The sequence below is a fragment of the Streptomyces sp. NPDC005485 genome, assembly GCF_040606085.1.
Classification (GTDB): domain Bacteria; phylum Actinomycetota; class Actinomycetes; order Streptomycetales; family Streptomycetaceae; genus Streptomyces.
Window position 1 is genome coordinate 70,629 of the sequence record NZ_JBEXDZ010000012.1, and the last position, 24,711, is coordinate 95,339.

Sequence of the window (24,711 nt, forward strand, 5' to 3'; positions counted from 1 at the left end):
CCCGCTCTGCGGTCGTTCACTCCGGTTGGGGGTGGTCTCCATGACGATCCGCACATTCGGGCCGAACGCGGTCGACTGGGAAGAGCGCATCGACCTCGACCGGCTGCGCAAGGAACGCCTCGCCCGGCTGCACGAGGCGCTCAACCGCTCGGAGCTGGGCGCCGTGCTCAGCTTCGACTTCGCCAACATCCGCTACATGTCGTCCACCCACATCGGCACCTGGGCCATGGACAAGCTGATCCGCTTCGCGCTGCTCGTCCGCGGCGGCGACCCGATCGTCTGGGACTTCGGCTCCGCCGCCCGCCACCACCAGCTCCACAACCCCTGGCTGGACTACAGCGACGGCAAGGAAGGACCGCCGACCGGCGCCCGGGCCGGAATCTCGACCCTCCGCGGCGCCTTCCACCCGGACGCCGGCATCGCCGGGGACGTCGCCGCGAAGATCGCCGCCGAGCTGCGCGAACGCGGCCTGGCGGGCGAGCCGTTGGGCGTCGACCTCGTCGAGATGCCGATCCTCATGGCACTGCGCGCCCAGGGCATCGACGTCGTCGACGGACAGCAGGTGTTCCTCCGGGCCCGCCGCACCAAGTCGCGCGACGAGATCTCCTTGCTCACCCAGGCCTGCGCGATGGTCGACGCCGCCTACGAGGAGCTCTACGGCTACCTGCGCCCCGGCGTCCGGGAGAACGAGTGCGTGGGGCTCGTCAGCAAGGTGCTGTACGACCTGGGCAGCGAGTACGTCGAGGGCGTCAACGCCATCTCGGGGGAGCGCTGTTCACCGCACCCCCACGTCTTCAGCGACCGGCTGATCCGCCCCGGTGACCCCGCCTTCTTCGACATCCTGCACAGCCACCTCGGCTACCGCACCTGCTACTACCGCACCTTCGCCGTCGGCAGCGCCTCGGGCGCGCAGCGCGACGCGTACGTCCGCTGCCGGGAGTACATGGACGAGGCGATCGCCCTGGTGCGACCCGGCGCGACCACCGCCGACATCGTCCAAGTGTGGCCGCGCGCCGAGGAGTTCGGCTTCCCCGACGAGACGGCCGCCTTCGCGCTGCAGTACGGCCACGGAGTGGGCCTGTCCATCTGGGAGAAGCCGATCTTCAGCCGCCTCGTCTCGCTCGACCACCCCGAAGTCCTCGAAGAGGGCATGGTGTTCGCCCTGGAGACGTACTGGCCCGCGAAGGACGGCTGGTCGGCGGCGCGCATCGAGGAGGAGCTCGTCGTCACCGCCGACGGCTGCGAGGTGATCACCAAGTTCCCGGCCGAGGAACTCCTCGTCGCGGGCCGCAAGTACTGGACCGTCGGAGGCGAACTGAACACCCGGCGCGAGGCCCAGTCCCACCTCAACACCCGAGGCGGGACGCGCTGATGGACGGCCCCGAACTCCTCGCGCTCTACGAACGGATGGCGATCATCCGCCGTACCGAGAAGGCCGCCCACGACCTGTTCCTGTCCGGGCTGGTCAAGGGCACCACACATCTGGCCGCCGGACAGGAGGCGATCGCCGTCGGCGCGAGCGCGGCCCTGCGCCCCGACGACTACGTCTTCGCCACCTACCGCGGCCACCATCACGCCCTCGCCCGCGGTGCCACCCCCGAGGAGTGCCTGGCCGAACTCATGAGCCGGGCAACGGGGTTGTGCCGGGCCAAGGGCGGCTCGATGCACCTCACCAAGGCGTCCGCCGGCATGCTCGGCTCGTACGCCATCGTGGGCGCCCATCTGCCGATGGCGGTCGGCGCCGCCTGGTCGGCCCGGCTGCGCGGCACCGAACAGATCGCGGTGGCCTTCTTCGGCGACGGCGCCACCAACATCGGCGCCTTCCACGAGGCGCTCAACCTCGCCGCCGTATGGAAACTGCCGGTGCTCTTCGTGTGCGAGAACAACCTCTATATGGAGTACACGCCCATCGCCGAGGTCACGGCGGTCGCCCGGCCGGCGGCGGACCGCGCCCCCGCGTACGGCATCACGGGCGAGGTCGTCGACGGCAACGACGTGGTGCTCGTGCGGGAGGCGGTTGGCCGGCTCGCGGACCGGGCGCGGGCGGGGGAGGGGCCGGGCCTGCTGGAGGCGGAGACCTACCGCCACTTCGGGCACAGCCGCACCGACCCGGCGACCTACCGCCCGGCCGAGGAGGTCGAACGCTGGCTGAAACACGACCCGTTGGACCTCGCCCGCGCCCGGCTCGAAGCTCTGGGAACCACCACACAGGAGGTCGACGCCCGCGTCGAGCGGACGGTCGCGGACGCCGTCGACGCCGCGAAGAGCGCGCCCCCGCCCGACCCCGGCGAGGCACTGACCGACGTATGGGCGGACGGAGGGGCGGCATGGCGGACGTGATCAGCTACCGGGAAGCGGTCGCCGAGGGCATCGCCCGCGAGATGCGCCGCGATACGGCCGTCGTGTGCCTCGGCGAGGACATCGGCGCGGCCGGCGGCGTCTTCAAGACGACCGCCGGGCTCTTCGAGGAGTTCGGACCCGATCGGGTGTGGGACACCCCCATCTCCGAACAGGCCATCGTGGGCGCGGCGATGGGCGCCGCGATGACCGGCATGCGCCCGGTAGCGGAGATAATGTTCTCCGACTTCCTCGCCTGTTGCTGGGACTACCTCGCCAACGAGATACCCAAAGTGCGGTACATGACGGGCGGTCAGGTGACGGTGCCGCTCGTCGTGCGCACCGCCAACGGAGGCGGCCTCGGCTTCGGCGCACAGCACTCGCAGGCCACCGAGAACTGGACGTTCACCGTCCCCGGCCTGAAGATCGCGGCACCGGCGACACCCGCCGACGTGATCGGCATGATGGCCGCCGCCATCCGCAGTGACGATCCCGTCGTCTTCTTCGAGCACAAGGGACTGCTCGCCACCAAGGGCCCGCCCGCACCCCCGGACCACCTGGTCGAGCTGGGCCGCGCGGCCCTCGTCCGCGCGGGCGGCGACGTCACACTGGTGGCGCTGGCCTCGATGGTGCCCGTGGCGCTGGCCGCCGCCGAGGAGCTGGCCCGCGAAGGCATCGAGGCGGACGTGATCGACCTGCGCTGCCTGGTGCCGCTGGACGCCGCCACCGTACTCGCCTCACTCGCCCGGACCTCCCGGCTGGTCACCGTGGAGGAGAACCCGTACCAGGGCGGGTGGGGCGGCACGCTCGTGTCGATCGTCGCCGACGAGGGATTCGGCCTGCTGGACGCACCCGTGCGACGGGTGGCGGGGGAGTGCGTCCCGCTGCCGTTCGCGGACGCCCTGGAAGAACAGGTCATTCCCACCGCCGAAAAGGTCGTGGCGACGGTCCGCCGTCTCGCCGCGTACTGACCGCCGCTCACCCAACACCCCACGGGAGGAAGGGCCATGCCCCATCGGATGCTCCTGCGCTCGGGCCATGTCGTCTCGATGGACCCGGACATCGGGGACCTGCCCCAGGGCGACATCCTCGTCGAGGACGGCAGGATCACGGCGGTCGCCCGCGAGATCCCCGCCGCGGACGACGCCGAAGTGCTCGACATGAGGGGCCGTATCGTCGTCCCCGGCTTCGTCGACACCCATCGCCACACCTGGGAGGCGCCGATCCGCGGCTGCGCGCCCGACGCCACCCTCGACGACTACTTCGTGGACGTCCTCGACACCTTCGCCCCCCTCTACACACCCGAGGACGTGTACGCGGGCAACCTCGCCGGCTCCCTGGAATGCCTCGACGCGGGCATCACCACGCTCGTCGACTGGTCGCACATCAACAACACGCCCGAGCACCCCGACGCCGCGGTCCAGGCCCTGGCGGAGACCGGTATCCGCGCGCAGTACGCGTACGGCAGCGCCAACACCTCACTCGCGGACTACTGGTTCGACAGCAAGATCGCGATACCGGGTGACGACGTCCGGCGCATCCGCGAGCGCCATTTCGCCTCCGACGACGGCCTGTTGACGATGGCGCTGGCCACGCGCGGCCCCGGCTTCTGCATCAACGACGTCGTCATCTCCGAATGGGCCCTCGCGCGCGAGCTGGACCTCCCGATCACCGTGCACGTCGCCATGGGCCGCCTGGCCGGCCGCTTCGGCATGGTCAAGCAGCTCCACGGCCTCGGTCTGCTCGGCCCTGACACCACCTACGTCCACTGCTGCTACCTCAGCGACGAGGAGTGGCGGATGGTCGCAGACAGCGGCGGTACGGTCTCGATCGCACCGCAGGTCGAGACGCAGATGGGGCACGGCTGGCCGCCCGTGATGAAGGCGATCGAGCACGGGCTGCGGCCGAGCCTGAGCATCGACGTGGTCACCACCGTCCCCGGCGACATGTTCACCCAGATCCGCGCGGCCTTCGCGGCCGAGCGAGCCCGCGTCAACGCCGCCTGCTGGGAGGCCGATGTCCCCATCCCCGAAACGATGTTGACGGCGCGTCAGATGCTGGGCATCGCCACGCTCAACGGCGCGCATGTCGCCCGGTTGGAGGACCGCACCGGCTCCCTCACCCCCGGCAAGCGTGCCGACATCGTCGCGATCGACGCCACCGCGCTCAATGTCGCTCCGGTGCACGACGCGGCGGCCGCGGTCACGCTGAGCGCGGACGTGTCCAACGTGGACACCGTCATCGTCGACGGCATGGTCCGCAAGCGGGACGGCAGGCTGCTCGCCGACACCGGGCGGGCGCGGCGGCTGGTGGAGGAGTCGCGGGACCGGCTGCTGGCGGCGAAGGAGGCGAGGGACCGGGCATGACCTCCTTCCTGGTGCGCAGGGCCGCGAACGTGCCCGATCTCCCCTACGACCTCGACGGGTTCCGGCGCCGAGCGGTCGTCGCCGAGGCGGACGGCAGTGTGCACACCGGCTTCGGTATCTGCGAGCTACGGCCGGACGGTGTGGTGGGCGCACATGTGCACTCGTACGAGGAGACGTTCCACATGGTGTCTGGATCCGTGATCCTCGACGTGCCGGAAGGCTCGTACCTCCTCGAAGAGGGCGACTACGGTCTGCTGCCCACCGGAATGCCGCACGCCTGGCGCGGCGCCGGAGACACCGTCGCGCGTTGGGCGGACATGCTCGCGCCCGTCCCGCGGGCCCGCTACGGGTACGACACCCAGCAGGTGCCCGCACTCCCGGCCCGGCAACCGGTCCGCATCGACGTCCGCGATCCGCGCACCCGTCTGTTCGGGCACTTCGAACGGGCACAGATGGACCCCGGCAAGCAGTCCCAGGACCTGCTGGCGGCATCGGCGAGCATGCGCACCGCACTGCTCGTCTACAGCGGCATCACCGTCAAGATGATGGTGGACGCCGACCTGGGGGCGGTGTCCTCAACCATGTTCATGGTGCAGTACGCCCCCGACGGTGTGGCCCGGACACACGACCATCCGTTCGAGGAGACGTATCTGATCCTGGAAGGAACCGTGGACGCCACCTTCGACGGCGAGCGGCACCGGCTCGGCCCGGGCGACGCGGCCTGGGCGGGGGCCGGTTGCGTGCACGGGTTCGCCAACGCCGGTGACACTCCGGTGCGCTGGCTGGAGACACAGGCACCGCAACCGCCCTCGCGCCACTCCTACCGCTTCACCCGGGACTGGGATCATCTGCGCACGGCGCTGGAGGAGAAGCCATGAACAGCGTGGTCGTCATCGGAGGCACCTCGGGGATCGGCCGCGAGATCGCCCGGTTCCGCGCCGAGCGCGGCGACGAGGTGATCCTCACCGGCCGCGAGGCCCACCGGGCGGCCACGGTCGCCAAGGAGATCGGCGCGGCCCGCGGCATCGCCCTCGACCTCTCCCGGCCGCGGGGGATCGCCGGGGCGCTGGCGGACCTCGGCCGCGTCGACCATCTCGTCCTCGTCGGCATCTCCCGCGACGACAACCGCGTCGCCGCGTACGACATCGACGCCGCCCTCCACCTCGTCACGCTCAAACTCGTCGGCTACACCGAGGTCGTGCACACGCTGCACCCGCGGCTGCACGACGAGAGTGCCGTCGTCCTGTTCGGCGGACAGGCCAAGGAACGGCCGTACCCGGGGGCGACGACCGTGGCCACGGTGAACGCGGGCGTGACCGGCCTGGTGCACACCCTCGCCACCGAGCTGGCTCCCGTCCGGGTCAACGCCGTGCACCCGGGCGTCGTCGGAGACAGCCCCTACTGGGCGGCCAAGCCCGAGGAGGTCCTGGCGGGTCTGCGCGCACGAACGCCCACCGGCCGGCTGGCCACCATGCGGGACGTGGTGGACGCCGTGGACTTCCTGCTCCGCAACCGCTCGGTCAACGCGGTCAACCTCGGCGTGGACGGAGGCTGGCTGCTGAGCTGAGCTCAGCTGAGGGCGGCGGTCGGCGCTGTCCCACGGTCGAAGCACGTCTGCGCGGGGCGTCGTCGACTCACGCGTGTGCGGAGGCGTCGTCAAGGATCTCCTGCGCCACGTTCTTGTCCAGCGCCGTCCGCACCAACGCCGCCGCGACCAGGGCCGGTTCGGTGGCGCCGGTGATTCTGGCCAACCGGCCGGGACTGTCCGGAAGGCCCAGGCGGCGCGCACCCTCCAGGGTCTTGGCGTCGAAGCGCGGCGCGACCTCCGGCCAGACGAGCTGGACCTCACGCAGGAAGATGTCCGCTCCGGCCGGTCCGAGGCCGGGCACCTCCTGGAGCAGCGCGCTCAGCCGCGCCACGTCCCCGTCGGCCTCGTCCCGCATACGCCGCAGGTCGCCGCCCCAATGATCCGTCAGAAGTTGGGCTCCGTCGCCGAGTTGGGTAGACGTACGCTCGTCGTAACGCCGGTAGCCGCCTCGGCCGAGGGCATCCACCCGCTCCTGCCAGGTCGCGGCCGCCATGCTCCGGGGATCGCGCAGGCCCGCATCGGACAGGGCGCGCGCCGCCGCGACCGCGGTCGAGCTGCGGATGCGTGCGCTCAGCAGACACGCCAGCACGAGGAGGCGGTACAGCGGCTGCGGCGTGTTCCTCAGGCGGATGCCCGCCTCCTCGGCGTACGTGCGCCCGCACGAGGCGACGAGTCGCTCGATCACTTGCTGCTGTCTGGCGCCCATGGTCCAGGCCCCTTGTCGGGAGCGGCCGGCGTGGCTTCGACCAGCCTATGAATGGGGTGGCTTGAGGGGATCGTGCCCCACTGTCATCAGACGGTGGCGGCGCCGGGTGTCGTCGGCCTCGGGCTCGTTCGCCTCGTCCCGCTGAGCGGTGACGCTGTCCACGACCTCGTACATGGTGCGGATGTCGTCGTCGGTGAGATCCGTGCGCCGCTTCTGCAGGATCGCGAGGACGTGCTGCCCGGTCGGCGTGCCCGCCTGTTCCGGCAGCGGCTCGGTCTCCTCGCCGGCGTCACGGACCCGCAGCCAGGTCGCCAGTTCCTGGGAGGTCATGTTCACCACGCGGTGGAACTCGTCCCACAGCGCGTCGAGTTCAAGGGCGTCGGTCATCGCGTATCCCTCTCATCCCTGTGCTCGTCGCGGAGTGCCGGTCAGTCGCCGGCCCGGCTGTTCTCGGCCTGGAACATCCAGAACTGCTTCTCCAGCTCGGCAGTGATGCCGATGAGCAGGTCCTGGCTGACAAGATCGGACTCCTCGGTCGCCGCGATACGTTCGCGCAGCCGCCGGATCGCGGTCTCCAGCGCCTCCACGAGCAGGCTCACGACCTCGGTGTCCTGCAGCCAGCCGTCCTTGGGAACGGGCAGGGTGCCGCTCTGCGCCACGGTCTCGGGACGCCCGTCCGGCGGAACGCCGAGCGCCGCCGCACGCTCCGCCACCGTGTCGGCGTAGTCGCGTGCCGTGGCGACCACCTCGTCGAGCTGAAGATGGATCGTCCGGAACCGGGGACCCACGATGTTCCAGTGGGCCTGCTTCCCGATGAGTGAGAGTCCGAGAAGATCCACGAGGGTGTCCTGCAGCGCATCCCCGGTGACCTGTCGGGCCAGGTCGGAGAGCGTGCTCTTCACCACGGTCATACTGAGGTCCTCCTTGTGCCGTCGTCTGTGTCGTCGCGCCCCGAGCTCCGTCACGGACCGGGGTGCCACCGGGCGCGGGCAGCGCACCGCCACCACTCCCTGAGGCGCGGGTGCCCAGGACAGCGGGGCGAAAACCGGTGCGCTACGTCCACGACCTCGCCGACCCACAGGTGTCACCTGTCGAGACGCTCCTGACGACGGCGGATGCGTGGGCCTAGCATCGGTTCCCGCATGAACACGATGACGCTCTGGCACCTGACTTCCTGGGAGTTCGCCGCTCTCGCCGCCGCGGCCCTGCTCGTCGGCTTCTCGAAGACCGCCGTGAGCGGGGCCAACACGGTCAGTCTCGCGATCTTCGCCGCCGTGCTGCCCGCCCGCGCCTCGACCGGCGTACTCCTGCCCGTCCTCATCGTGGGCGACGTCCTCGCCGTGCTCACCTACCGGCGGCACGCCCACTGGCCGACGCTGTGGCGACTGTTCCCGGCGGTCGCCGCAGGCGTCGTCCTCGGCACGCTGTTCCTGGTGTGGGCCGACGACGGGGCCGTACGGACCTCGATCGGCGCGATCCTGCTGCTGATGGCGGCGGTCACGATGTGGCGCCGCCGGGCCGCCGTCCAGGACGCCGAACCCGACGCGGTGACAACCCCCACAGGGCGGATCAAGGCCCGCTCCTACGGCATCCTCGGCGGCTTCACCACCATGGTCGCCAACGCGGGCGGCCCCGTCATGTCGATGTACCTCCTGTCGGCCGGCTTCCGGAAACTCGGCTTCCTGGGCACCTCTGCCTTCTTCTTCCTGATCGTCAACATCTCCAAGGTGCCCTTCAGCGTCGGCCTCGGCCTGATCGACGGGCACTCGCTGCTGCTGGACGCGGCGCTCGCGGTGTTCGTGGTGCCGGGTGCGCTCCTCGGCAAGTGGGCCGTGACCCGGATCAACCAGCGGCTGTTCGAACAGCTGGTCATCGCGGCGACGGTGGTGGGAGGGGTGCAGCTCCTGCTGCGCTGACGCTCTCGTAGGCTCGACGCCATGTCCCCGCACGTCCTGGTCCTCGGCGGTACCACCGAGGCGCGTGAACTCGCCGCCGCGCTCTCGGCGTGCCCCGGTGTGCGCGTGACCTCGTCGCTGGCGGGCCGGGTGTCCCGGCCGGGGCCGCTGCAAGGGGACGTACGCGTCGGTGGGTTCGGCGGGGCGCAGGGGCTGGCCGCCTGGCTGTGTGAGCACGAGGTGGACGCCGTCGTCGACGCCACACACCCCTTCGCCGAGGGCATCACGGCCAACGCGGCGGCGGCCGCGGCGGCGACCGGCGTCCCGGCCGTGGTGCTGCGCCGCCCGGGCTGGCGCCCCGAGCCCGGCGACCGCTGGCATGCGGCGGCCTCCCTCACCGAAGCCGCGGCGCTGCTGCCCTCGCTGGGCCGCCGCGTCTTCCTCACCACCGGCCGGCTCGGCCTCGCGGCCTTCGCCGACCTGCCCGAACTCCACTTCCTCGTACGCTCTGTGGAGCCGCCCGAGCGACCGCTCCCCGCGCACACCGAAGTGCTGCTCGCCCGCGGCCCCTTCACGGTGGACGACGAGACCGCGCTCCTGCGCGAGCACCGCATCGACGTCCTGGTCACCAAGGACAGCGGGGGAGCGGCGACCGCGGCGAAGCTGGTGGCCGCGCGGGGGCTCGGCCTGCCCGTGGTGGTCGTACCACGTCCACAGCTGCCGGAGGGCACGGCCGCGGTCCCGGACGTACCGGGCGTACTGGAGCGGCTGGGCCTCAGGCTTCCGTGACGGACGCACGCATCCGGTCGACGGCGCGCAGCACCTCGTCCCGGTTCTTGGCGCTCTTGATCCAGGCGGGCAGCCGGGCGACGTAGGTCATCTTCCGCCCGTGCTCGTACCAGGGGTCCCGCTCCCGCAGCGAGGCCGCGGCGAACTGCCGGAGCAGCTCCAGGTGTTCAAGGTTGTACGCCCACAACCTGCCGTGACGGGTCCCCGTCCGGAGCCACAGCGGGACGCGGAAGTACGGGTCACGAGCGGGCGCGAGGGAGCTCCCGGAGAACATGACCGATCGTTCGGCCCATGTTCTGGACAGCCCGCAGGCGCGGCAGACGAGGCTTCGAGGATCGAACACCCCGGGCCGGGCGCCGGGTTCGGCCTCCGCGCGCGGCACGACATGAGCGATCCGCTCGCACCGCGGGCAGCGCACCAGAACCGAGTCCACGAACTGGTACTTCGTGTGGAGCGGGTCACGGAAACGGGTCGGTGCGGGGGACATGGACCGAGTATGCGGTCCGCGTGCCCTGCGCGGCACCCGGGTTTCTCAGTGGGCCGCGGCGACTGCCGCCGCCGGGGTGCGCCTTGGGAGTTCCTGGGCCAGGTCCTCTGCCAGGAGGCGCTTGGCGATGGTGTGGACGGCTGCGCGGAGGTCCTCGCTCGACGGGCGGCCGAGGTCCTGTTCCACGCGCTGAGCGAGCCAGCTGCCCCAGGCGTCGCCGATGACCTGTGCCTCGCGCTCGCCCGCCGGGGTGTGCGAGAAGAGGGTGCCTTCCCGGGTGAGGTAGCCCTCGTCGACCATGCGGTCGAAGACCGGCACCAGGATCTCGGGAGGCAGGTGGTGGCTGGCGGCGATCAGTCCGAGGTTGGCGTGCCCGACCAGCTTCGTGAACAGATGCACGTGCATCACCGCCCACGCGCCCGCCACGTCGAGCCGGGTGTCCGACTCGTTGACGATACGGCGCGTGGTTTCCAGCTCCGTACCGCCGATGATCTTTCCGACCGCGGCCTCCAGGACCCGCTGCGAGTCGGCGCCGGACGGGGACGCGAAGCCCTCGCCCATGTCCGTCGAGCCCATCCGTGCACTGTCGCGCAGCTGCACCTGTTTGAGGAAAAGGGCGACGAAGAAGCCGAGGAGGGCGACCGGCACCGTCCAGAGGAAAACGGTCTGGAGCGTGTCGGCGTACGCCTTGATGAGAGGTGCGGCCGCCGCCGACGGCAGGTCGTGCAGCCCCTCGGGGCTCTGGGAGGCCTTGGCGATGGTGGCGGGATCCGCCGCGCCGGTCCCTGCAGCGGCCTTGACCCCGTCGGTCAGGTTCGTCTTCAGGGTGTTCGTGTAGATCGTGCCGAACACGGCGGTGCCGAACGAACTGCCCAGCGTACGGAAGAAGGTGACGCCGGACGTCGCGGTGCCGAGGTCGGCGTAGTCGACGGTGTTCTGCACGGCGATCGTCAGCACCTGCATGCACAGGCCGATACCGGTGCCCAGGACGAACATGTACAGCGACGCCAGCCACGCGCTGGTGTCCGGGCCCAGGCGTGAGAGCAGATACAGTCCGGCCGCCATCACCAGCGAACCCACGATGGGGAAGAAGCGGTACTGCCCGGTCTTGCTGATCACGTTGCCGCTGAAGATGGACGCGATGAGCAGGCCGATCACCATGGGCAGCGTCCGCACGCCGGAGACCGTGGCCGAGTCCCCGTCGACGTACTGCAGATAGGTCGGCAGGAACGTCATCGCGCCGAGCATCGCGAAGCCCACGATGAAGCTGAGGATCGAGCACACGGTGAAGACGGGGTTCCCGAACAGGCGCATCGGCAGCATCGGTTCGGCGGCCCGCGTCTCGGTCCAGCAGAACAGGCCGAGGGCGATCACCCCGGCCGCGAAGAGGCCGATGATCGTGGCCGAGCCCCACGCGTACTCGTTGCCGCCCCAACTCGTCGCCAGGATCAGGGAGCTGGCGCCGATCGCGACGAACGCGATGCCGAGGTAGTCGATGACGGGGCGGGTCGCCGACTTCACCACGGGGATGTTGCGGGCCGCGGCAATGACCACGACGATCGCGATGGGCACGTTGACGTAGAAGGCCCAGCGCCAGGTCAGATGGTCGGTGAACAGACCGCCGAGGAGCGGCCCGATGACGGTCGCCACGCCGAAGACGGCGCCGATCGCGCCCTGGTACTTGCCGCGCTCACGCAGCGGAATGACGTCCGCGATGAGCGCCATCGCGGTGACCATCAGACCGCCCGCGCCGATTCCCTGCATCGCCCGCCAGGCGATCAGCAGCGACATGTTGGTGGCCAGACCGCACAGGAACGAACCGGTGATGAAGATGATCGCCGACGCCTGGAAGACCACCTTGCGGCCGAACAGGTCACCGAACTTGCCGACCAGCACCGTCGCAACGGTCTCGGCCAGCAGATACGACGTCACCACCCACGACATGTGGGAGGCGCCGCCCAGGTCCGACACGATCGTCGGCAGGGCGGTGCCCACGATCGTCTGGTCCAGGGCCGCCAGGAGCATGCCCAGCATGATCGTCACGAAGACGACGTTGCGGCGCCGCTTGTCCAGCACCGGTGGAGCGGCGGCCTCGGCAGCAGGCGGCGCGGATTCCTGGGTGGTCGTCACATCGCCACTTTCACACCGGCGGGCGTGGCGCGCATGCGGAACGACCCGCCCGGCGTACCCTGCCCCGCCCCGTGCGACGCCGGGCCTCCTCGGGGGGCCCAGCCGTCGCGCAGAACGGAACCGAACTACCCTCGCGGATTCCTGCGCAGCAGATACGTGTCCATGATCCAGCCCTTGCGCTCCCGGGCCTCGGCACGCAGCCGTTCGATGCGGGGAGCTGCCTCGGCGAGGGGGCCGGAGGCCAGGATCTCGTCGGGCGTGCCGATGTAGGCGCCCCAGTAGATGTCGATGTCCTCTTCGGCGTACTGCCGGAAGGCCTGGTGGGCGTCCAGCATGACCACGACGTCGTCGACGCCCTCCGGGAAGCCCTCCGCGAGACGGCGGCCCGTGGTGATCTGGACCGGACGCGCGACCCGGTTCAGCCCCGTGCGGTGCCTGGCGACGAGCGCGGAGACGCTGCTGATGCCCGGCACGACGTCGTACGCGAAGTCCACCGCGCCCCGGGCGAGGACCTCCTCCAGGATCCCGAGCGTGCTGTCGTACAGCGCGGGGTCGCCCCACACCAGGAACGCGCCGCTCTCGTCCTCGCCCAGCTCCTCGGTGATGAGCCGCTCGAAGATGTCCGCCCGGGCGCTGCGCCAGTCCCCGACCGCCGGCGAGTACGCCGAGCCCCCGGCCGAGCGGTCGCGGTCCGGGTCGCGCGCCTCGACCAGTCGGTACGCCCCGTCCGGTATGTGCGCGTCGAGGATGTCACGCCGCAGCTGCACGAGGTCCGACTTCACCTCGCCCTTGTCCAGGATGAAGAACACGTCCGTGCTCTTCAGCGCCTTGACCGCCTGCAGGGTGAGCTGGTCGGGATCGCCCGCGCCAATACCGATGACATGAATCTTTCGCACGCCCCGAGTCTGCCGCACGCCACTGACAACGGATGCACCGCACCCGGGATGGGTGCGGTGCATACATGTGGCGCCGCACGCGGGATGCGCGCGGCGACCTGCGTCCGCGGCCTCCCGGTGTCCGGCGCACGCCGTCCCGCGCGGCCCCGGTCTCAGGCGCAACCTGGCTACGCGCGAACCCGATGTGCAGCACATACGCCGTTGCTCAGGCCGCGTCCCCGCCGCCCAGCCGGGGCGCCCATGCACGCGCGTCGACCGCCGCCCCCTCGCTCTCCAGGACGCCCGCCAACTCCCGTGCCCACACAGCCAGATGAGGGAGGTCGATGCCGTACGGGCGCTCCTGCCCCGCCGTCGTGCACCACTCCTCGGCCGCGCCCGCCCCGCGCCGCAGCAGCCTGGCGCCGCCCGTGATGTTGCCGCGTGCCGCGTGGGTGAGGCCCACCGCGAGCTGGGCGAGGCCCCGCCACAGTCCGCGCTCGTCCTCCGGACCCGACTTCCACGCGTCCTCGAACACCTCGTGGGCGTGGAAGGGCTTGCCCGCCGTCAGCAGGGCCTGAGCTTCGGCGACGGTCGCCCCGGGTGTGCGGACGACGCCCTCCGGCTGCCGTTCGACGCCCTCGGTGCCGTACGGCAGCGGTCTGCCCAGGCCGTCCCGCGGCCGGGCGCTGCGAGCCCGCCCCTCCACGTCCCGGTCGCGCCCCGCGTCGGCCCCGGCCCCGGGCGCGGTGTGCGGGTCGCTCGTACCTCCCCTGCTGTTCACACTCATACGGCGATTGTCGCGCGCTGTCCGGGACGACGCCGAGGGCACCCTCCGGGGTGCGGTAGTGTTGTCCTGCGCGATCACGCGGGTCACCGCGACGAAAAGCGCACCGGGACGTGGCGCAGCTTGGTAGCGCACTTGACTGGGGGTCAAGGGGTCGCAGGTTCAAATCCTGTCGTCCCGACGGTGCGAAGGGTCTTCGCAGGCGAGAGCCTGTGGGGGCCTTTTTCGTTTTGGCCGAGCGCCTGTGCACCTGTGCGCCAGAGCACCGCGGCCCGCGAGAGGCTCGTGGGCGGCATCCCCTGCCAGGTCTGCCCGCCGCCCGCCGGCCCTCCGTACTACGACGACTCCCCGTACGCCTCCGTGACTGGCCTCACCCTTCGCGCCTTGTGCAACTAGTTGCATAAGGCGTTGTTCGTCGTCTACAACAGAGGACATGACACCCCGTACGGAGGCCCCCGTGAGCCGCTACCCGCACCTGCTGAACCCGCTCGACCTGGGCTTCACCACGCTGCCCAACCGGGTACTCATGGGCTCCATGCACGTGGGGCTGGAGGAGGCCGACGGCGGCTTCGAGCGCATGGCGGAGTTCTACGCCGCCCGGGCACGCGGCGGAGTGGGACTCATCGTCACCGGCGGTATAGCCCCCAACGACGCCGGCCGGCCGGGCGAGGGCGGGGCGAAGATGACCACCGAGGCGGAGGCCGAGGAGCACACCGCCATCACCGCCGCGGTGCACGGCGCGGGCGGGAAGATCGCGATGCAGATCCTGCACTTCGGGCGGTACGCCTACCACCCGGACCTGGTCGCGCCGAGCGCCCTGCAGGCGCCGATCAGCCCGTTCGTGCCGCGCGCACTGACCGGGGACGAGGTCGAGCAGACCATCGAGGACTACGCCCGCGCGGCCCGGCTGGCCCGGCAGGCGGGGTACGACGGTGTCGAGATCATGGGCTCCGAGGGCTACCTGATCAACGAGTTCATCGCCCGGCAGACCAACCAGCGCACCGACAGCTGGGGCGGCTCGTACGAGAACCGCATGCGCTTCCCCGTGGAGATCGTGCGGCGGGTGCGCGAGGCGGTCGGCGACGACTTCATCATCATCTACCGCCTGTCGATGCTGGACCTGGTCCCGGGCGGATCCTCGCTGGACGAGGTGATCACGCTCGCCCGCGCCGTGGAGGCCGCCGGGGCGACGATCATCAACACCGGCATCGGCTGGCACGAGGCCCGTATCCCGACGATCGCGACGTCGGTGCCGCGCGGTGCGTACGCCTGGGTGACCAAGAAGGTCATGGGCGCCGTCTCGGTCCCGCTGGTGACGACCAACCGCATCAACACCCCCGAGATCGCCGAGGAGTTGCTCGCCGAGGGGCACGCCGACCTGGTGTCGATGGCCCGGCCGATGCTGGCCGACCCCGACTTCGTCGCCAAGGCCGCGGCGGGCCGCCCCGAGGCGATCAACACCTGCATCGGCTGCAACCAGGCCTGCCTCGACCACACCTTCAGCGGCCGGATCACCTCCTGCCTGGTCAACCCGCGCGCCTGCCACGAGACGGAGCTCGTGCTGTCCCCGACCCGCCGCAGCAAGCGCGTCGCCGTGGTCGGCGCCGGCCCGGCGGGCCTGGCCTGCGCGGTCTCCGCGGCGGAGCGTGGCCACGACGTCACGCTCTACGACGCGGCGGGCGAGATCGGCGGCCAGCTGAACGTGGCCCGCAAGGTGCCCGGCAAGCAGGAGTTCGACGAGACGATCCGCTACTTCCGCACCCAGCTCCAGGACCACGGCGTGGACGTACGGCTGAACACCCCCGTCGCCGCCGGGGACCTGGCCGGCTTCGACGAGGTCGTCGTCGCCACCGGCGTCAGCCCGCGCACCCCCGACATCGAGGGCGTCGACCACCCCAGCGTCGTCGGCTACCTCGACGTGCTGCGCGACGGAGCCCCGGTCGGCGACCGTGTCGCCATCCTCGGCGCCGGCGGCATCGGCTTCGACGTCGCCGAATACCTGACCGACGCCGGCGACAAGGCGAGCGAGGACCCGGCGACGTACTTCCGTGCCTGGGGCGTCGACATGGACTACCGGGCCCCCGGCGGCCTCGCCGCGCCCGAGCGGCCCGCCCCGCCGCGTACGGTCCACCTGCTGCAGCGCAAGGCCAGCAAGGTCGGCGCCGGCCTGGGCAAGACCACCGGGTGGATCCATCGCACCGAGCTCAAGCACCGCGGCGTCACCATGGTCCCCGGTGTCCAGTACGACCGGATCGACGACGCCGGGCTGCACGTCACCGTCGAGGGGACCAGCCAGGTCCTGGAGGTCGACACCATCGTGCTGTGCACCGGGCAGGAGCCGCGCCGGGACCTGTACGAGGAGCTCAGCGCCGCGGGCCGCAGCGTGCACCTCATCGGTGGCGCCGACGTGGCCGCCGAACTGGACGCCAAGCGTGCCATCAAGCAGGGCACCGAGGTGGCCGCCGCTCTGTAGCCGGTCGCCGGTCGCGGGTCGCGGGTCGCGGGTCGCGGGTCACCGGACGCGGGTCGCTGGGTCCGTCGGATCACCGATGCGGGCCCGGCGACTGCGGCCCCGCCGAGGTCACGGCCAACCCGCCCCCGGGACCTCCACGTCGACGGCCAGTACCTGGCCGGTTCCGGCGGGCACCATCTCGCTCGCGGTCATGCCCTGCCATTGGGCGGTCACGACGAAGAGGGTGGTGCCGTCGGGGCCGCCGAGGGCGCAGGCGAAGCCGCCGCGGTCCAGTTCGAGGGTGTGCAGGACCTTGCCGCCCTCGGCGACGCGTACGCACCGCCGGTTGGGGACGTCGGCGTACCAGACGGCCTGGTGCGCGTCGATGCAGATGCCGTCCGGTGTGCCCTCGCCGAGGTCGGCCCAGACACGCCGACGGGAGAGGCTGCCGTCCCCCTCGATGTCGAAGGCGACCAGGCTGTGCCGGTACGAGTCCGCGACGATCAGTGTCGAGTTGTCGGGCGTCACCGCCATCCCGTTGGGGAACGCGATGTCGTCGGCGACCTGGGTGACCGAGCCGTCCGGAGTGACCAGGTGGACGAAGCCGGGCTTGGACGCTTCCCCGGCCATCGGATCGAAGTCAACGCGGTTGACGTAGGCGTTGCCGCGGCCGTCCACCACGATGTCGTTCCAGCCGGGCCTGCCGAGATCCGCGTACGCGACAAGCGTCCCGTCGGGCTCGCGGCGCAGCAGCAGACCGTCCCGCGACGACACGATCAGCAGCTCTTCGGCCGGGGTCCAGGCGGTGCACAGGGGCAGCGACCGGACCTGTGCGACCACCTCGCTGCGGCCGTAGAGATCCAACGCGACGACCTCGCCCGCGGTCCAGTCGGAGAAGTACAGCCGGTCACCGTGCCAGCGCGGCGATTCCACCAGTCCCCGCCCCGTGAGCAGTGTGCGTACCTCGCTCATGACGGTCACGTCCCTTCGCTCGCGTCGACATGTTGCCGGCGTCTCACTCTCCACACGAACGGACACCGCCGAAATCGACACGCGCCGGGGAATCGCCGAGGTTTGGACAGTTCCACCAGGATCGAAAGGATCGACCGAGGTGCCCGCGCTCGGCAGAGTGGCCGTGGACCACGTCCATCGACACATCTTGATCGTTCGCCGCTCGGCGGACACCGACTCGGGGGTAGCCATGCGTAAGCAGAAGAAGATCGGCGCGGCGTTGGCGACGGCGGCGCTGGCCGTGGGGTTCGGCGCGGTGGCGGCACCGTCCGCCCACGCCGCCTCGGGCTGTTGGACCAGTGACAGCATCCACTGGTACTGCAACAACGTCTCTGGCGCAGCGGTCTACGGCATCATCGGCAACAACCACTCCTACCCGGATCCCAACACGATCGTGGGCCGCATGTACTCCAACCCGAGCTGGTTCTACTGCAAGGAGGACGGCCAGGCCTGGGTCGGTGGACCGCACCCGACGCGCTGGCTGATGACGAAGGCCGACAACGGGCAGCTGGGTTTCATGAAGGACACCGCGATCTACAGCGAGACGGATCCCGTCCCGAACTGCTGAGTTTCTGTTATCCCTGAGCGGCCCGCGCGTCTCCACTCCGTACGGGACCCCCACCCCTCAGGAGTGAGCGCGTGAACCAGGACAGCAGCGGACGCCCGATCACCCGGCGCGGAGCGCTTCGCATGGCGGGTGCCGTCACGATGGTGGGCGCCGGTGCCGCCGCGCTCGGTGGCACCGTCCTTGCTCCCGGCGCGGCGGCCGCCGGGGCGTTCGCGCATCCGGGGATGCTGCACACCCGGGCCGACCTGGAGCGGATGGCGGCCAAGGTGAAGGCGGGCAGCGGCCGTTGGAAGGCGGGCTTCGCCAAGCTCGTGGCCAACCGGCATGCGCAGAGCGGCTGGACGCCGAATCCGCAGGCGACGGTGTACCGGGGCTCGGGAAGCCCCCAGAACTACGTCACGCTCTACAACGACATCCACGCCGCCTACCAGAACGCCCTGCGTTGGCACGTCAGCGGCGACACCGCCCACGCCGACACCGCCGTCGCCATCCTCAACGCCTGGTCGGCGAAGCTGACCCAGCTCGACGGCAGCGCGGACCGGTTCCTTGCGGCAGGTCTGTACGGCTATCAGTTCGCCAACGCCGCCGAACTCGTCCGCGACCGCGACGGCTTCGAACTGGCCCGCTTCCAGAAGATGATGCAAGAGGTCTTCGCGCCGCTCAGTGAAGACTTCCTCGTCAACCACAACGGCGCCTACTCCACCAACTACTGGGCCAACTGGGACCTGACCGCCATCGCCTGTGTTCTCGCCATCGGCATCCTCTGCGACGACCGCGACCAAGTCGGCCGCGCGGTCGCGTACTTCAAGCACGGCGAGGGCATGGGCTCCGTCAAGAACGCGATCCCGGTCGTGTACGGCGACGGTCTCGCCGAGTGGGTCGAGGCGGGACGCGACCAGGGCCACGCCCTGCTCGGTGTGGGCCTGATGGGGACCATCTGCGAGATGGCCTGGAACCAGGGCATCGACCTGTACGGATACGACGACAACCGCTTCCTCAAGGGCGCCCAGTACGTGGCCAAGTGGAGCATGGGCGGGGATGTGCCGTACACCGCCAACACCCGCAGGAAGGGCGCCCCGGGCGTGTGGTCGGGCGCGGAGACCGCGAGCCGCGCGGCCGCCGTGGACCCGGCGATGACGCGGCCGATCTGGGCAATGATCGCCAACCATTACACCAAGCGCCGGGGTCTTTCCGCGCCCTACGTCACCCAGATCGCCGCCAAGTCGGCGCCCGAGGGAGGCGGTGGCGACTACGGCCCCAACAGCGGTGGATTCGACCAACTCGGCTTCGGAACACTGACGTTCAGCCGGGACGCGGGGGAGGTCTCTGTGCCGAGGAGCACGCCGGGCCCGACCGGCACCGGCACCGGTACGACAGTCACTCCTTCGGCGACCGGGTCGTCCGCCGCCTCCGCCTCGCCGTCCGCGTCCGGAGCCGCGGGTGGGCGGCCGCAGGGCGGTGACTCCGGCGGCGGCGACCTGGCACTCAGCGGTGCCGGAGGCATCACCGCCATCGCGGGCACCGGTGTCCTGGCCCTTGCGGCCGGCTTCTTCGCGCTGCGTCGACGCCAGGCGGGCGGTCAGGAGTAGGCGTCAGGCTTCCAGCCTGCGCAGCCGTTCGGCGTCGCAGGTCCGGGGGCAGGTGATGCAGGCCTCGGCGGGGCGGACTGTGTAGTAGAGACAGCACCCCGTGCGGGTGCGGGTCGGGTGCACTCGGCCGTCCGCGCCCGTGAGCCGGCGGAAGTCCGCGCCGCCGGGGAACGGCGCCTCGGCGGAGGGCAGCAGGGCGGTGGCGGCCTGTACGGCGTCGTCTTCCTCGCCGAGTGTGCGGCCGAGGTACCAGATCCCCGACACGAGGTCGTCGGCGACCATGCCCCACAGGGCGCGCGGCCCGCGCCTGACGATCGGGCCGAGCGCGGACAGGAGCGGCCGCATGTGGTCGGCGACCGCCGTCCTCAACTCGGCGTGCAGCGACTGCTCGTCGGGCACGACGCGGGCGCCCGGGAGGCGGGCGGCCGGGTCGTCGGGCAGACACACCAGCTCAGACCCCGGCGTGATCATGAACACACCGGACGCGAGGTCGAGCCGTACGTCCTGGGGCCGGAGCAGCGGCACCCGCCGCTCCAGGTACCAGACCCCGCTCATCAGCAGACCGACCGACCACGCGTAGTCGTGGAGAGCGCGGGACGCGGCGACGTCCCGGCGCGCGGTGTGCCCGTAGCGGTCGTGGATCCGCCGGGCCTCGGCCTCGACGAATGCGTCGGCCGCCTCCTGACGGTCGATCAATTCAGCTCCGGTGACCCCGACTTGGTGACCCTCCGCGCTCCCGTCCGCGATATGCACGGTCAGTGCCTCACAGAGGTCGCCCAGGCGCCGGTAGGCGACGGAGAGGCGCCCGGGCACGCCGTGCGGGACGGCGGTCGGCGGGGTCTCCAGGGCCACGGTCATCGGTACTCCTGAGCATGAGACGTCATTGCGGGATCCATAGGTAAGCCTTACCTTACTCAAAGGATCACGCGGACGACTTCGGGGGTGCGGATGTATCGACGGCCGGAAGGTGTGCACGTCACAGCCATTCCATGGCTGGTTGAAAAGTAAAGCATGCCTAACCTAAGCTCACGTTTTGTGACTGCGACCGAACGGGCCGCACCCACGGGTGTGCCCTTCCGTGCCTTCCGGCACATTCCCCTGTTCCTCACCGGCATCGGTGCCCTGCTGCTCTGCGCGGCGCTGAGCCTCGCCCTCGGAGCCCGCTCCATACCCCTGCCCACCGTGGCCGACGCACTGTTCGGCCATGCTCAGGGGCGTGACGCGCTCGTGGTGACCGGGCTGCGGCTGCCGCGTACCGTCATCGGTCTCGCGGTCGGTGCCGCGCTCGGAGTCGCCGGTGCGGTCGCCCAGGGCATCACGCGCAACCCGCTCGCCTCCCCGACCACCCTCGGTATCAACGCGGGTGCCGGATTCGCGGTCGTCGTCGCCATCTTCGCGCTGCATCTCACCAGCCCCGTCGAGTACCTGTGGTTCGCCTTCGCAGGAGCGGCCGCGGCCGCACTGTTCGCCCAGGCGCTCGCCCGGCGTGCCGGGGACATCGACCCCGTACGGCTCGCGCTCGGCGGCACCGTGCTCCAACTCGTCCTGATCTCCTGGACGTCCGCGGTCATGCTGGCCAGCCAACGGACCCTGGACGAGGCGCGGTTCTGGCTCGCCGGATCACTGTCAGGACGTACCTTCGACGTCCTGTGGCCGGTGCTGCCGACCCTGGTGCTCGGGCTGATCGTCGCCATGGCCGTGGCGCCAGCCCTCAACGCCCTTGCGCTGGGCGACGATTCGGCGCAGGCGCTCGGTGTGCCGGTGGCCAGGATCCGGCTGGCCGGAGGCATCGCGGTGGTCCTGCTCGCAGGATCCGCTGTCGCCGTGGCCGGTCCGGTCGCCTTCATCGGGCTCGCCGCTCCCCACCTCGTACGACCGCTGCTGGGCGGCGACCACCGGCTGCTGGTGCCCGGCTGTCTGATCGCCGGACCGCTGCTGCTGCTCTCCGCCGACGTCCTCGGACGTCTCGTGGTGCGGCCCTCGGAGCTGGAGGTCGGCATCGTCACCGCCTTCCTCGGCGCCCCCCTGCTGGCGCTCCTGGCACGGAAGGTGGCCCGATGACCGCCGTGCTCACGGGAGTCGTACGAGCCGGTCGAGCCCGTACCCGCCACCGTCGCCGTGTCCTCGCGTACGGCGTCTGCGCTCTTCTCCTGCTTCTCGTCCTGCTCACCGTCGCCCTCACCACGGGGGAGATGCGGCTGCCCGCGACCACCGCGCTGCGGGCGCTGTTCGGGCTCGGGGACTCCGGTGACGTGCTCGTGGTGCAGCAGTTCCGTGCGCCCCGGGCCGTGGCGGCGATCGTCGCCGGTGCCGGACTCGGCGCGGCCGGCAGCGTCCTGCAGCGGCTGTTCCGCAACCCGCTCGCCTCACCCGATGTCATGGGCGTGACGGGCGGGGCCTCGCTCGGCGCGGTCGCGCTGGTGGCCGCCGGTGCCTCGCAGACGCTCATCCCGCTGGGCGCGCTGGCGGGCGGTCTCCTCGCCGCCCTGCTGCTCGGCGTATTCGCCTGGCGCTCCGGGCTTGCCGTCACCCGGCTCGTTCTCATGGGACTGGCGGTGCAGGCGGGCCTCGCCGCCGCGGTGAACCTGATGATCGTGCGCTTCCCGGCCGAGCTGGCCGGTTCGGCGCTCCAGTGGACGACCGGGTCCGTGTACGGACGCACATGGACCGAGGTGTGGGGCGCGAGCGGTGCCATGGCGCTCGCGCTGATCGCCACCTTCGCCCTGCACCGCTCGCTCGCCGTGCTCGACCTGGGCGACGACTCCGCGGGCGCCCTCGGCCTGCGTACCTCCACAGCGCGCCTCCAACTCCTCCTCATCGCCGTGGTGTTGGCCTCGCTGGCCGCCGCGCTCGCCGGTCCCGTGACCTTCGTGGCGCTCGCCGTACCCCACCTCGTGCGGTTCGTCACGGGACCGCCGACCGCCGGCTCGCTGACCCTGGCCGCTCTCACCGGAGCCGTCCTGCTGCTCGCCTCCGACCTGGTGGTGCAGCACCTGCTGCCCGTCGAAGGGCTGCCGGTCGGCGCGGTCACCGCGACGCTCGGCGCCCCCTGGCTGCTGGTGCTGATGTTCCGCCAGAGCGCCCCCGTCCACCGGAGCCAGACATGACTCGCCCCCAGGAGTCGGCCATGACCCGTCCCGAAGAGTCACCCATGACTCGTTCGCAGGAGCCATCGATGACCGCCGCCAACCAGCTCTCCACGCAGGGACTCGACCTGCGCTACGGCGACCGGCTCGTGGTCGGCGGCCTCGATCTGACGCTGCCCGGCGGCGCCGTCACCGCGATCGTCGGTCCCAACGCCTGTGGAAAGTCCACCCTGTTGCGCGGCCTGAGCCGACTGCTCGCACCGGCCGCCGGGACCGTGGCCCTCGACGGCGCCGACATCCACCGGCTGTCCGCACGTGCGCTCGCCCGCCGGATGGGGCTCCTGCCGCAGCAGCCGGTCACCCCGGAGGCGATCACCGTCGAAGCACTCGTACGACTCGGCCGCTATCCGCACCAGCGGCTGCTGAGCCCCTGGTCCGCCGCCGACCAGACGGCGGTCGAGAACGCCCTGGAGCGCACCGGCACGGCGGAGCTGCGCGACCACCCCGTCGACCAGCTCTCCGGCGGTCAGCGCCAACGCGCCTGGATCGCCCTCGCACTGGCCCAGGACACCGAACTGCTGCTGCTCGACGAACCCACCACCTTCCTCGACCTGCGGCACCAGCTCGACGTACTCGACCTGGTCGCCGCGCTGCACGCCGAGGCCGGCCGCACCGTGGTCATGGTGCTGCACGACCTCGGACAGGCCGCCCGCTACGCGGACCACATGGTGGTCCTCAAGGACGGGCGCCTCGCCGCCGCCGGAACACCCGCCGACGTACTCGACGCGGAGCTGGTCAAGGCCGTGTTCGACGTGGACTGCCGGGTGATTCCCGACCCGGAGACCGGCACACCGCTGGTCGTCCCCAGGAGCAGTGCCCTACGGCGCACCACCGCGTCCGCCTGACCCGCACCTCCGTACCCCTACCAGAAAGACGAACCCCCCATGCTCTTGCGATCCCCCCTGCGCGGAATCGGCCGGCTCCTCGCCGTGCTGCTCGCCGTCGTGCTCGGCACCGCGGCGCTGGCCGCCTGCGGCAGCGACAAGGACTCCGGCACGAAGGACGACGCGGCGAACGCCGGTGCCGCGTTCGCCGGATTCCCGCGCACCCTCAAGACCGTGATGGGTGACGTGAAGATCCCGTCCAAGCCGAAGAAGGTCGTCGTACTCGACACCGGCGAGCTGGACGACGTCACCCTGCTCGGCATCGACCCGGTCGGCGCCGTCGCCCCGCACTTCAAGACGGAGGGCGGCTTCCCGACCTACCTGAAGGGCGAGTTGGACGGCACCAAGGACGTCGGCCCGCTGCTGGAGCCGAACCTCGAACTGATCGCCTCGCTCAAGCCCGACCTGATCCTGTCCTCCAAGGTCCGGCACGAGAAGGTCTACGACAAGCTCAGCGCGATCGCCCCGACCGTCTTCACCGAGACCACCGGCGGCCCCTGGAAGGCCAACCTGAAGGTGCACGCCAAGGCGCTCGGCCTGGAGAGCGAGGCCGCGGCGAAGCTCAAGGAGTACGAGACCCGCGCCAAGGCGCTCGGCGCGGCCATCAAGAAGAAGGACGGCGGCACGATGCCGACCGCGTCGGTCGTCCGCTTCATCGCCGGACCGACCCGCCTGTACCAGTCCAACTCCTACAGCGGCATCGTTCTGAACGACATCGGCCTCAAGCGCCCGGCCTCCCAGGTCTCCGACGACCCGGACGTGACCATGAAGGACGTCAGCCCCGAGCAGATCGACCGTGCGGACGCCGACCTGATCTTCGTCACCACCGCCGACACCCCGGACAAGACCCAGCAGAAGGCCGTCACCTCCAACCCGGTCTGGAAGGACCTGGGCGCCGTCAAGAACAAGAAGGTCTTCGAGGTTCCGGACGAGACCTGGATGTCCGGCATCGGCGTCCAGGCGGCCGAGCAGATGCTCGCCGACGTGGCCAAGGCCACCGGCGTGGACCTTCCGGCAAGTTCGCGGAAGAGGGCTGGATGGAGTCCCTGCGCTACGACGTCGAGCCGTACAACATCCACACCACGATCGTGGAGCCCGGCTACT

General features: G+C 70.9%; 24 protein-coding genes and 1 tRNA gene. 16 read left to right on the forward strand and 9 right to left on the reverse strand.

Annotated elements, in window-relative coordinates; genetic code table 11:
- Positions 1 to 40: 40 nt before the first annotated feature.
- The 6 genes from ABZS97_RS07050 to ABZS97_RS07075 are packed head-to-tail and all read left to right on the forward strand — an operon-like array spanning position 41 to position 6,270.
- The gene (locus tag ABZS97_RS07050; RefSeq protein WP_356134475.1) at positions 41 to 1,372 is read left to right on the forward strand and encodes a Xaa-Pro peptidase family protein; all 1,332 of its coding nucleotides are present in this window, start codon (positions 41 to 43) and stop codon (positions 1,370 to 1,372) included.
- The gene (locus ABZS97_RS07055) at positions 1,372 to 2,340 is read left to right on the forward strand and encodes a thiamine pyrophosphate-dependent dehydrogenase E1 component subunit alpha (protein ID WP_356134477.1); all 969 of its coding nucleotides are present in this window, start codon (positions 1,372 to 1,374) and stop codon (positions 2,338 to 2,340) included. Before ABZS97_RS07050 ends, ABZS97_RS07055 begins: the two co-directional genes overlap by 1 nt.
- The gene (locus ABZS97_RS07060; RefSeq protein ID WP_356134479.1) at positions 2,328 to 3,308 is read left to right on the forward strand and encodes a pyruvate dehydrogenase complex E1 component subunit beta; all 981 of its coding nucleotides are present in this window, start codon (positions 2,328 to 2,330) and stop codon (positions 3,306 to 3,308) included. The genes ABZS97_RS07055 and ABZS97_RS07060 overlap by 13 nt, the downstream gene beginning before the upstream one ends.
- Positions 3,309 to 3,344: 36 nt before the next feature.
- Positions 3,345 to 4,703 (forward strand): amidohydrolase family protein, encoded by a 1,359-nt coding sequence (locus ABZS97_RS07065; protein ID WP_356134481.1) that lies wholly within the window; start codon positions 3,345 to 3,347, stop codon positions 4,701 to 4,703.
- Positions 4,700 to 5,581: a cupin domain-containing protein gene (locus ABZS97_RS07070; protein ID WP_356134483.1), complete on the forward strand. Its 882-nt coding sequence runs from the start codon at positions 4,700 to 4,702 to the stop codon at positions 5,579 to 5,581. Before ABZS97_RS07065 ends, ABZS97_RS07070 begins: the two co-directional genes overlap by 4 nt.
- Entirely contained in the window at positions 5,578 to 6,270 is a 693-nt protein-coding gene (locus tag ABZS97_RS07075; RefSeq protein WP_356134485.1) for an SDR family oxidoreductase, read from the forward strand. Before ABZS97_RS07070 ends, ABZS97_RS07075 begins: the two co-directional genes overlap by 4 nt.
- Positions 6,271 to 6,337: 67 nt before the next feature.
- Here ABZS97_RS07075 and ABZS97_RS07080 read toward each other — a convergent pair whose 3' ends face one another.
- From ABZS97_RS07080 to ABZS97_RS07090, 3 genes are read right to left on the reverse strand one after another with little or no spacing between them, the layout of a single operon-like run.
- On the reverse strand, positions 6,338 to 6,997 hold the full coding sequence (locus tag ABZS97_RS07080) for an endonuclease (protein ID WP_356134487.1): 660 nt from the start codon (positions 6,995 to 6,997) through the stop codon (positions 6,338 to 6,340).
- A 45-nt stretch (positions 6,998 to 7,042) separates the two neighbouring features.
- Positions 7,043 to 7,384: a DUF3140 domain-containing protein gene (locus ABZS97_RS07085; protein ID WP_356134489.1), complete on the reverse strand. Its 342-nt coding sequence runs from the start codon at positions 7,382 to 7,384 to the stop codon at positions 7,043 to 7,045.
- A 41-nt stretch (positions 7,385 to 7,425) separates the two neighbouring features.
- Positions 7,426 to 7,908, reverse strand: coding sequence for a DNA starvation/stationary phase protection protein (locus ABZS97_RS07090; protein ID WP_356134491.1), 483 nt, complete (start codon positions 7,906 to 7,908; stop codon positions 7,426 to 7,428).
- Positions 7,909 to 8,139: 231 nt separating this feature from the next.
- On the opposite strand from ABZS97_RS07090, the gene ABZS97_RS07095 reads away from it, so the two are divergent.
- Both ABZS97_RS07095 and ABZS97_RS07100 read left to right on the forward strand, forming a co-directional pair.
- Positions 8,140 to 8,913, forward strand: coding sequence for a sulfite exporter TauE/SafE family protein (locus ABZS97_RS07095; protein ID WP_356134493.1), 774 nt, complete (start codon positions 8,140 to 8,142; stop codon positions 8,911 to 8,913).
- Between the two features lie 21 nt (positions 8,914 to 8,934).
- Positions 8,935 to 9,681, forward strand: a complete 747-nt coding sequence (locus ABZS97_RS07100; protein WP_356134495.1) for a cobalt-precorrin-6A reductase — start codon at positions 8,935 to 8,937, stop codon at positions 9,679 to 9,681.
- On the opposite strand, the gene ABZS97_RS07105 is transcribed toward ABZS97_RS07100, so the two are convergent.
- The 4 genes from ABZS97_RS07105 to ABZS97_RS07120 form a co-directional block, all read right to left on the reverse strand.
- Entirely contained in the window at positions 9,668 to 10,168 is a 501-nt protein-coding gene (locus ABZS97_RS07105; RefSeq protein ID WP_356134497.1) for a hypothetical protein, read from the reverse strand. The genes ABZS97_RS07100 and ABZS97_RS07105 overlap by 14 nt on opposite strands.
- A 45-nt stretch (positions 10,169 to 10,213) precedes the next feature.
- Positions 10,214 to 12,298, reverse strand: coding sequence for an MDR family MFS transporter (locus ABZS97_RS07110; protein ID WP_356134499.1), 2,085 nt, complete (start codon positions 12,296 to 12,298; stop codon positions 10,214 to 10,216).
- Positions 12,299 to 12,423: 125 nt separating this feature from the next.
- A complete protein-coding gene (cobF, locus tag ABZS97_RS07115; RefSeq protein ID WP_356134503.1) occupies positions 12,424 to 13,194 on the reverse strand; it encodes a precorrin-6A synthase (deacetylating) in 771 nt (256 codons plus the stop codon).
- Between the two features lie 205 nt (positions 13,195 to 13,399).
- Positions 13,400 to 13,960 (reverse strand): DUF309 domain-containing protein, encoded by a 561-nt coding sequence (locus tag ABZS97_RS07120; protein WP_356134505.1) that lies wholly within the window; start codon positions 13,958 to 13,960, stop codon positions 13,400 to 13,402.
- 104 nt (positions 13,961 to 14,064) lie between these two features.
- Here ABZS97_RS07120 and ABZS97_RS07125 point away from each other — a divergent pair.
- Positions 14,065 to 14,138 (forward strand) — tRNA-Pro (locus ABZS97_RS07125).
- 276 nt (positions 14,139 to 14,414) lie between these two features.
- On the forward strand, positions 14,415 to 16,430 hold the full coding sequence (locus ABZS97_RS07130) for an NADPH-dependent 2,4-dienoyl-CoA reductase (RefSeq protein ID WP_356134529.1): 2,016 nt from the start codon (positions 14,415 to 14,417) through the stop codon (positions 16,428 to 16,430).
- A 108-nt stretch (positions 16,431 to 16,538) separates the two neighbouring features.
- On the opposite strand, the gene ABZS97_RS07135 is transcribed toward ABZS97_RS07130, so the two are convergent.
- A complete protein-coding gene (locus ABZS97_RS07135) occupies positions 16,539 to 17,381 on the reverse strand; it encodes an SMP-30/gluconolactonase/LRE family protein (protein WP_356134507.1) in 843 nt (280 codons plus the stop codon).
- Between the two features lie 229 nt (positions 17,382 to 17,610).
- Between ABZS97_RS07135 and ABZS97_RS07140 the strand changes: the two genes are divergently transcribed.
- Entirely contained in the window at positions 17,611 to 17,988 is a 378-nt protein-coding gene (locus tag ABZS97_RS07140; protein ID WP_356134509.1) for a hypothetical protein, read from the forward strand.
- 140 nt (positions 17,989 to 18,128) lie between these two features.
- Positions 18,129 to 19,577: an alginate lyase family protein gene (locus tag ABZS97_RS07145; RefSeq protein ID WP_356134531.1), complete on the forward strand. Its 1,449-nt coding sequence runs from the start codon at positions 18,129 to 18,131 to the stop codon at positions 19,575 to 19,577.
- 3 nt (positions 19,578 to 19,580) lie between these two features.
- Here ABZS97_RS07145 and ABZS97_RS07150 read toward each other — a convergent pair whose 3' ends face one another.
- Positions 19,581 to 20,435, reverse strand: a complete 855-nt coding sequence (locus ABZS97_RS07150) for a (2Fe-2S)-binding protein (protein WP_356134511.1) — start codon at positions 20,433 to 20,435, stop codon at positions 19,581 to 19,583.
- A 210-nt stretch (positions 20,436 to 20,645) separates the two neighbouring features.
- Between ABZS97_RS07150 and ABZS97_RS07155 the strand changes: the two genes are divergently transcribed.
- From ABZS97_RS07155 to ABZS97_RS07170, 4 genes are all read left to right on the forward strand, one after another.
- On the forward strand, positions 20,646 to 21,638 hold the full coding sequence (locus ABZS97_RS07155; RefSeq protein WP_356134534.1) for an iron ABC transporter permease: 993 nt from the start codon (positions 20,646 to 20,648) through the stop codon (positions 21,636 to 21,638).
- Positions 21,635 to 22,684 carry an iron ABC transporter permease gene (locus tag ABZS97_RS07160; RefSeq protein WP_356134513.1) on the forward strand — a complete coding sequence of 350 codons (1,050 nt, stop codon included), beginning with the start codon at positions 21,635 to 21,637 and terminating at the stop codon, positions 22,682 to 22,684. The genes ABZS97_RS07155 and ABZS97_RS07160 overlap by 4 nt, the downstream gene beginning before the upstream one ends.
- A gap of 68 nt (positions 22,685 to 22,752) precedes the next feature.
- The gene (locus ABZS97_RS07165) at positions 22,753 to 23,568 is read left to right on the forward strand and encodes an ABC transporter ATP-binding protein (RefSeq protein WP_356134515.1); all 816 of its coding nucleotides are present in this window, start codon (positions 22,753 to 22,755) and stop codon (positions 23,566 to 23,568) included.
- Positions 23,569 to 23,607: 39 nt separating this feature from the next.
- Positions 23,608 to 24,711 (forward strand): iron-siderophore ABC transporter substrate-binding protein (locus ABZS97_RS07170; protein ID WP_356134517.1); only part of this gene is annotated, 1,104 nt, incomplete at its 3' end.

Coding starts and splice junctions, on each gene's coding strand:
- ABZS97_RS07150 (WP_356134511.1), bottom strand. CDS start 20,435: ATGACCGTGGCCCTGGAGACCCCGCCGACCGCCGTCCCGCACGGCGTG.
- ABZS97_RS07085 (WP_356134489.1), bottom strand. CDS start 7,384: ATGACCGACGCCCTTGAACTCGACGCGCTGTGGGACGAGTTCCACCGC.
- ABZS97_RS07095 (WP_356134493.1), top strand. CDS start 8,140: ATGAACACGATGACGCTCTGGCACCTGACTTCCTGGGAGTTCGCCGCT.
- ABZS97_RS07055 (WP_356134477.1), top strand. CDS start 1,372: ATGGACGGCCCCGAACTCCTCGCGCTCTACGAACGGATGGCGATCATC.
- ABZS97_RS07120 (WP_356134505.1), bottom strand. CDS start 13,960: ATGAGTGTGAACAGCAGGGGAGGTACGAGCGACCCGCACACCGCGCCC.
- ABZS97_RS07100 (WP_356134495.1), top strand. CDS start 8,935: ATGTCCCCGCACGTCCTGGTCCTCGGCGGTACCACCGAGGCGCGTGAA.
- ABZS97_RS07070 (WP_356134483.1), top strand. CDS start 4,700: ATGACCTCCTTCCTGGTGCGCAGGGCCGCGAACGTGCCCGATCTCCCC.
- ABZS97_RS07135 (WP_356134507.1), bottom strand. CDS start 17,381: ATGAGCGAGGTACGCACACTGCTCACGGGGCGGGGACTGGTGGAATCG.
- ABZS97_RS07160 (WP_356134513.1), top strand. CDS start 21,635: ATGACCGCCGTGCTCACGGGAGTCGTACGAGCCGGTCGAGCCCGTACC.
- ABZS97_RS07065 (WP_356134481.1), top strand. CDS start 3,345: ATGCCCCATCGGATGCTCCTGCGCTCGGGCCATGTCGTCTCGATGGAC.
- ABZS97_RS07050 (WP_356134475.1), top strand. CDS start 41: ATGACGATCCGCACATTCGGGCCGAACGCGGTCGACTGGGAAGAGCGC.
- ABZS97_RS07080 (WP_356134487.1), bottom strand. CDS start 6,997: ATGGGCGCCAGACAGCAGCAAGTGATCGAGCGACTCGTCGCCTCGTGC.
- ABZS97_RS07075 (WP_356134485.1), top strand. CDS start 5,578: ATGAACAGCGTGGTCGTCATCGGAGGCACCTCGGGGATCGGCCGCGAG.
- ABZS97_RS07140 (WP_356134509.1), top strand. CDS start 17,611: ATGCGTAAGCAGAAGAAGATCGGCGCGGCGTTGGCGACGGCGGCGCTG.
- ABZS97_RS07165 (WP_356134515.1), top strand. CDS start 22,753: ATGACCGCCGCCAACCAGCTCTCCACGCAGGGACTCGACCTGCGCTAC.
- ABZS97_RS07145 (WP_356134531.1), top strand. CDS start 18,129: ATGGTGGGCGCCGGTGCCGCCGCGCTCGGTGGCACCGTCCTTGCTCCC.
- ABZS97_RS07060 (WP_356134479.1), top strand. CDS start 2,328: ATGGCGGACGTGATCAGCTACCGGGAAGCGGTCGCCGAGGGCATCGCC.
- ABZS97_RS07090 (WP_356134491.1), bottom strand. CDS start 7,908: ATGACCGTGGTGAAGAGCACGCTCTCCGACCTGGCCCGACAGGTCACC.
- ABZS97_RS07105 (WP_356134497.1), bottom strand. CDS start 10,168: ATGTCCCCCGCACCGACCCGTTTCCGTGACCCGCTCCACACGAAGTAC.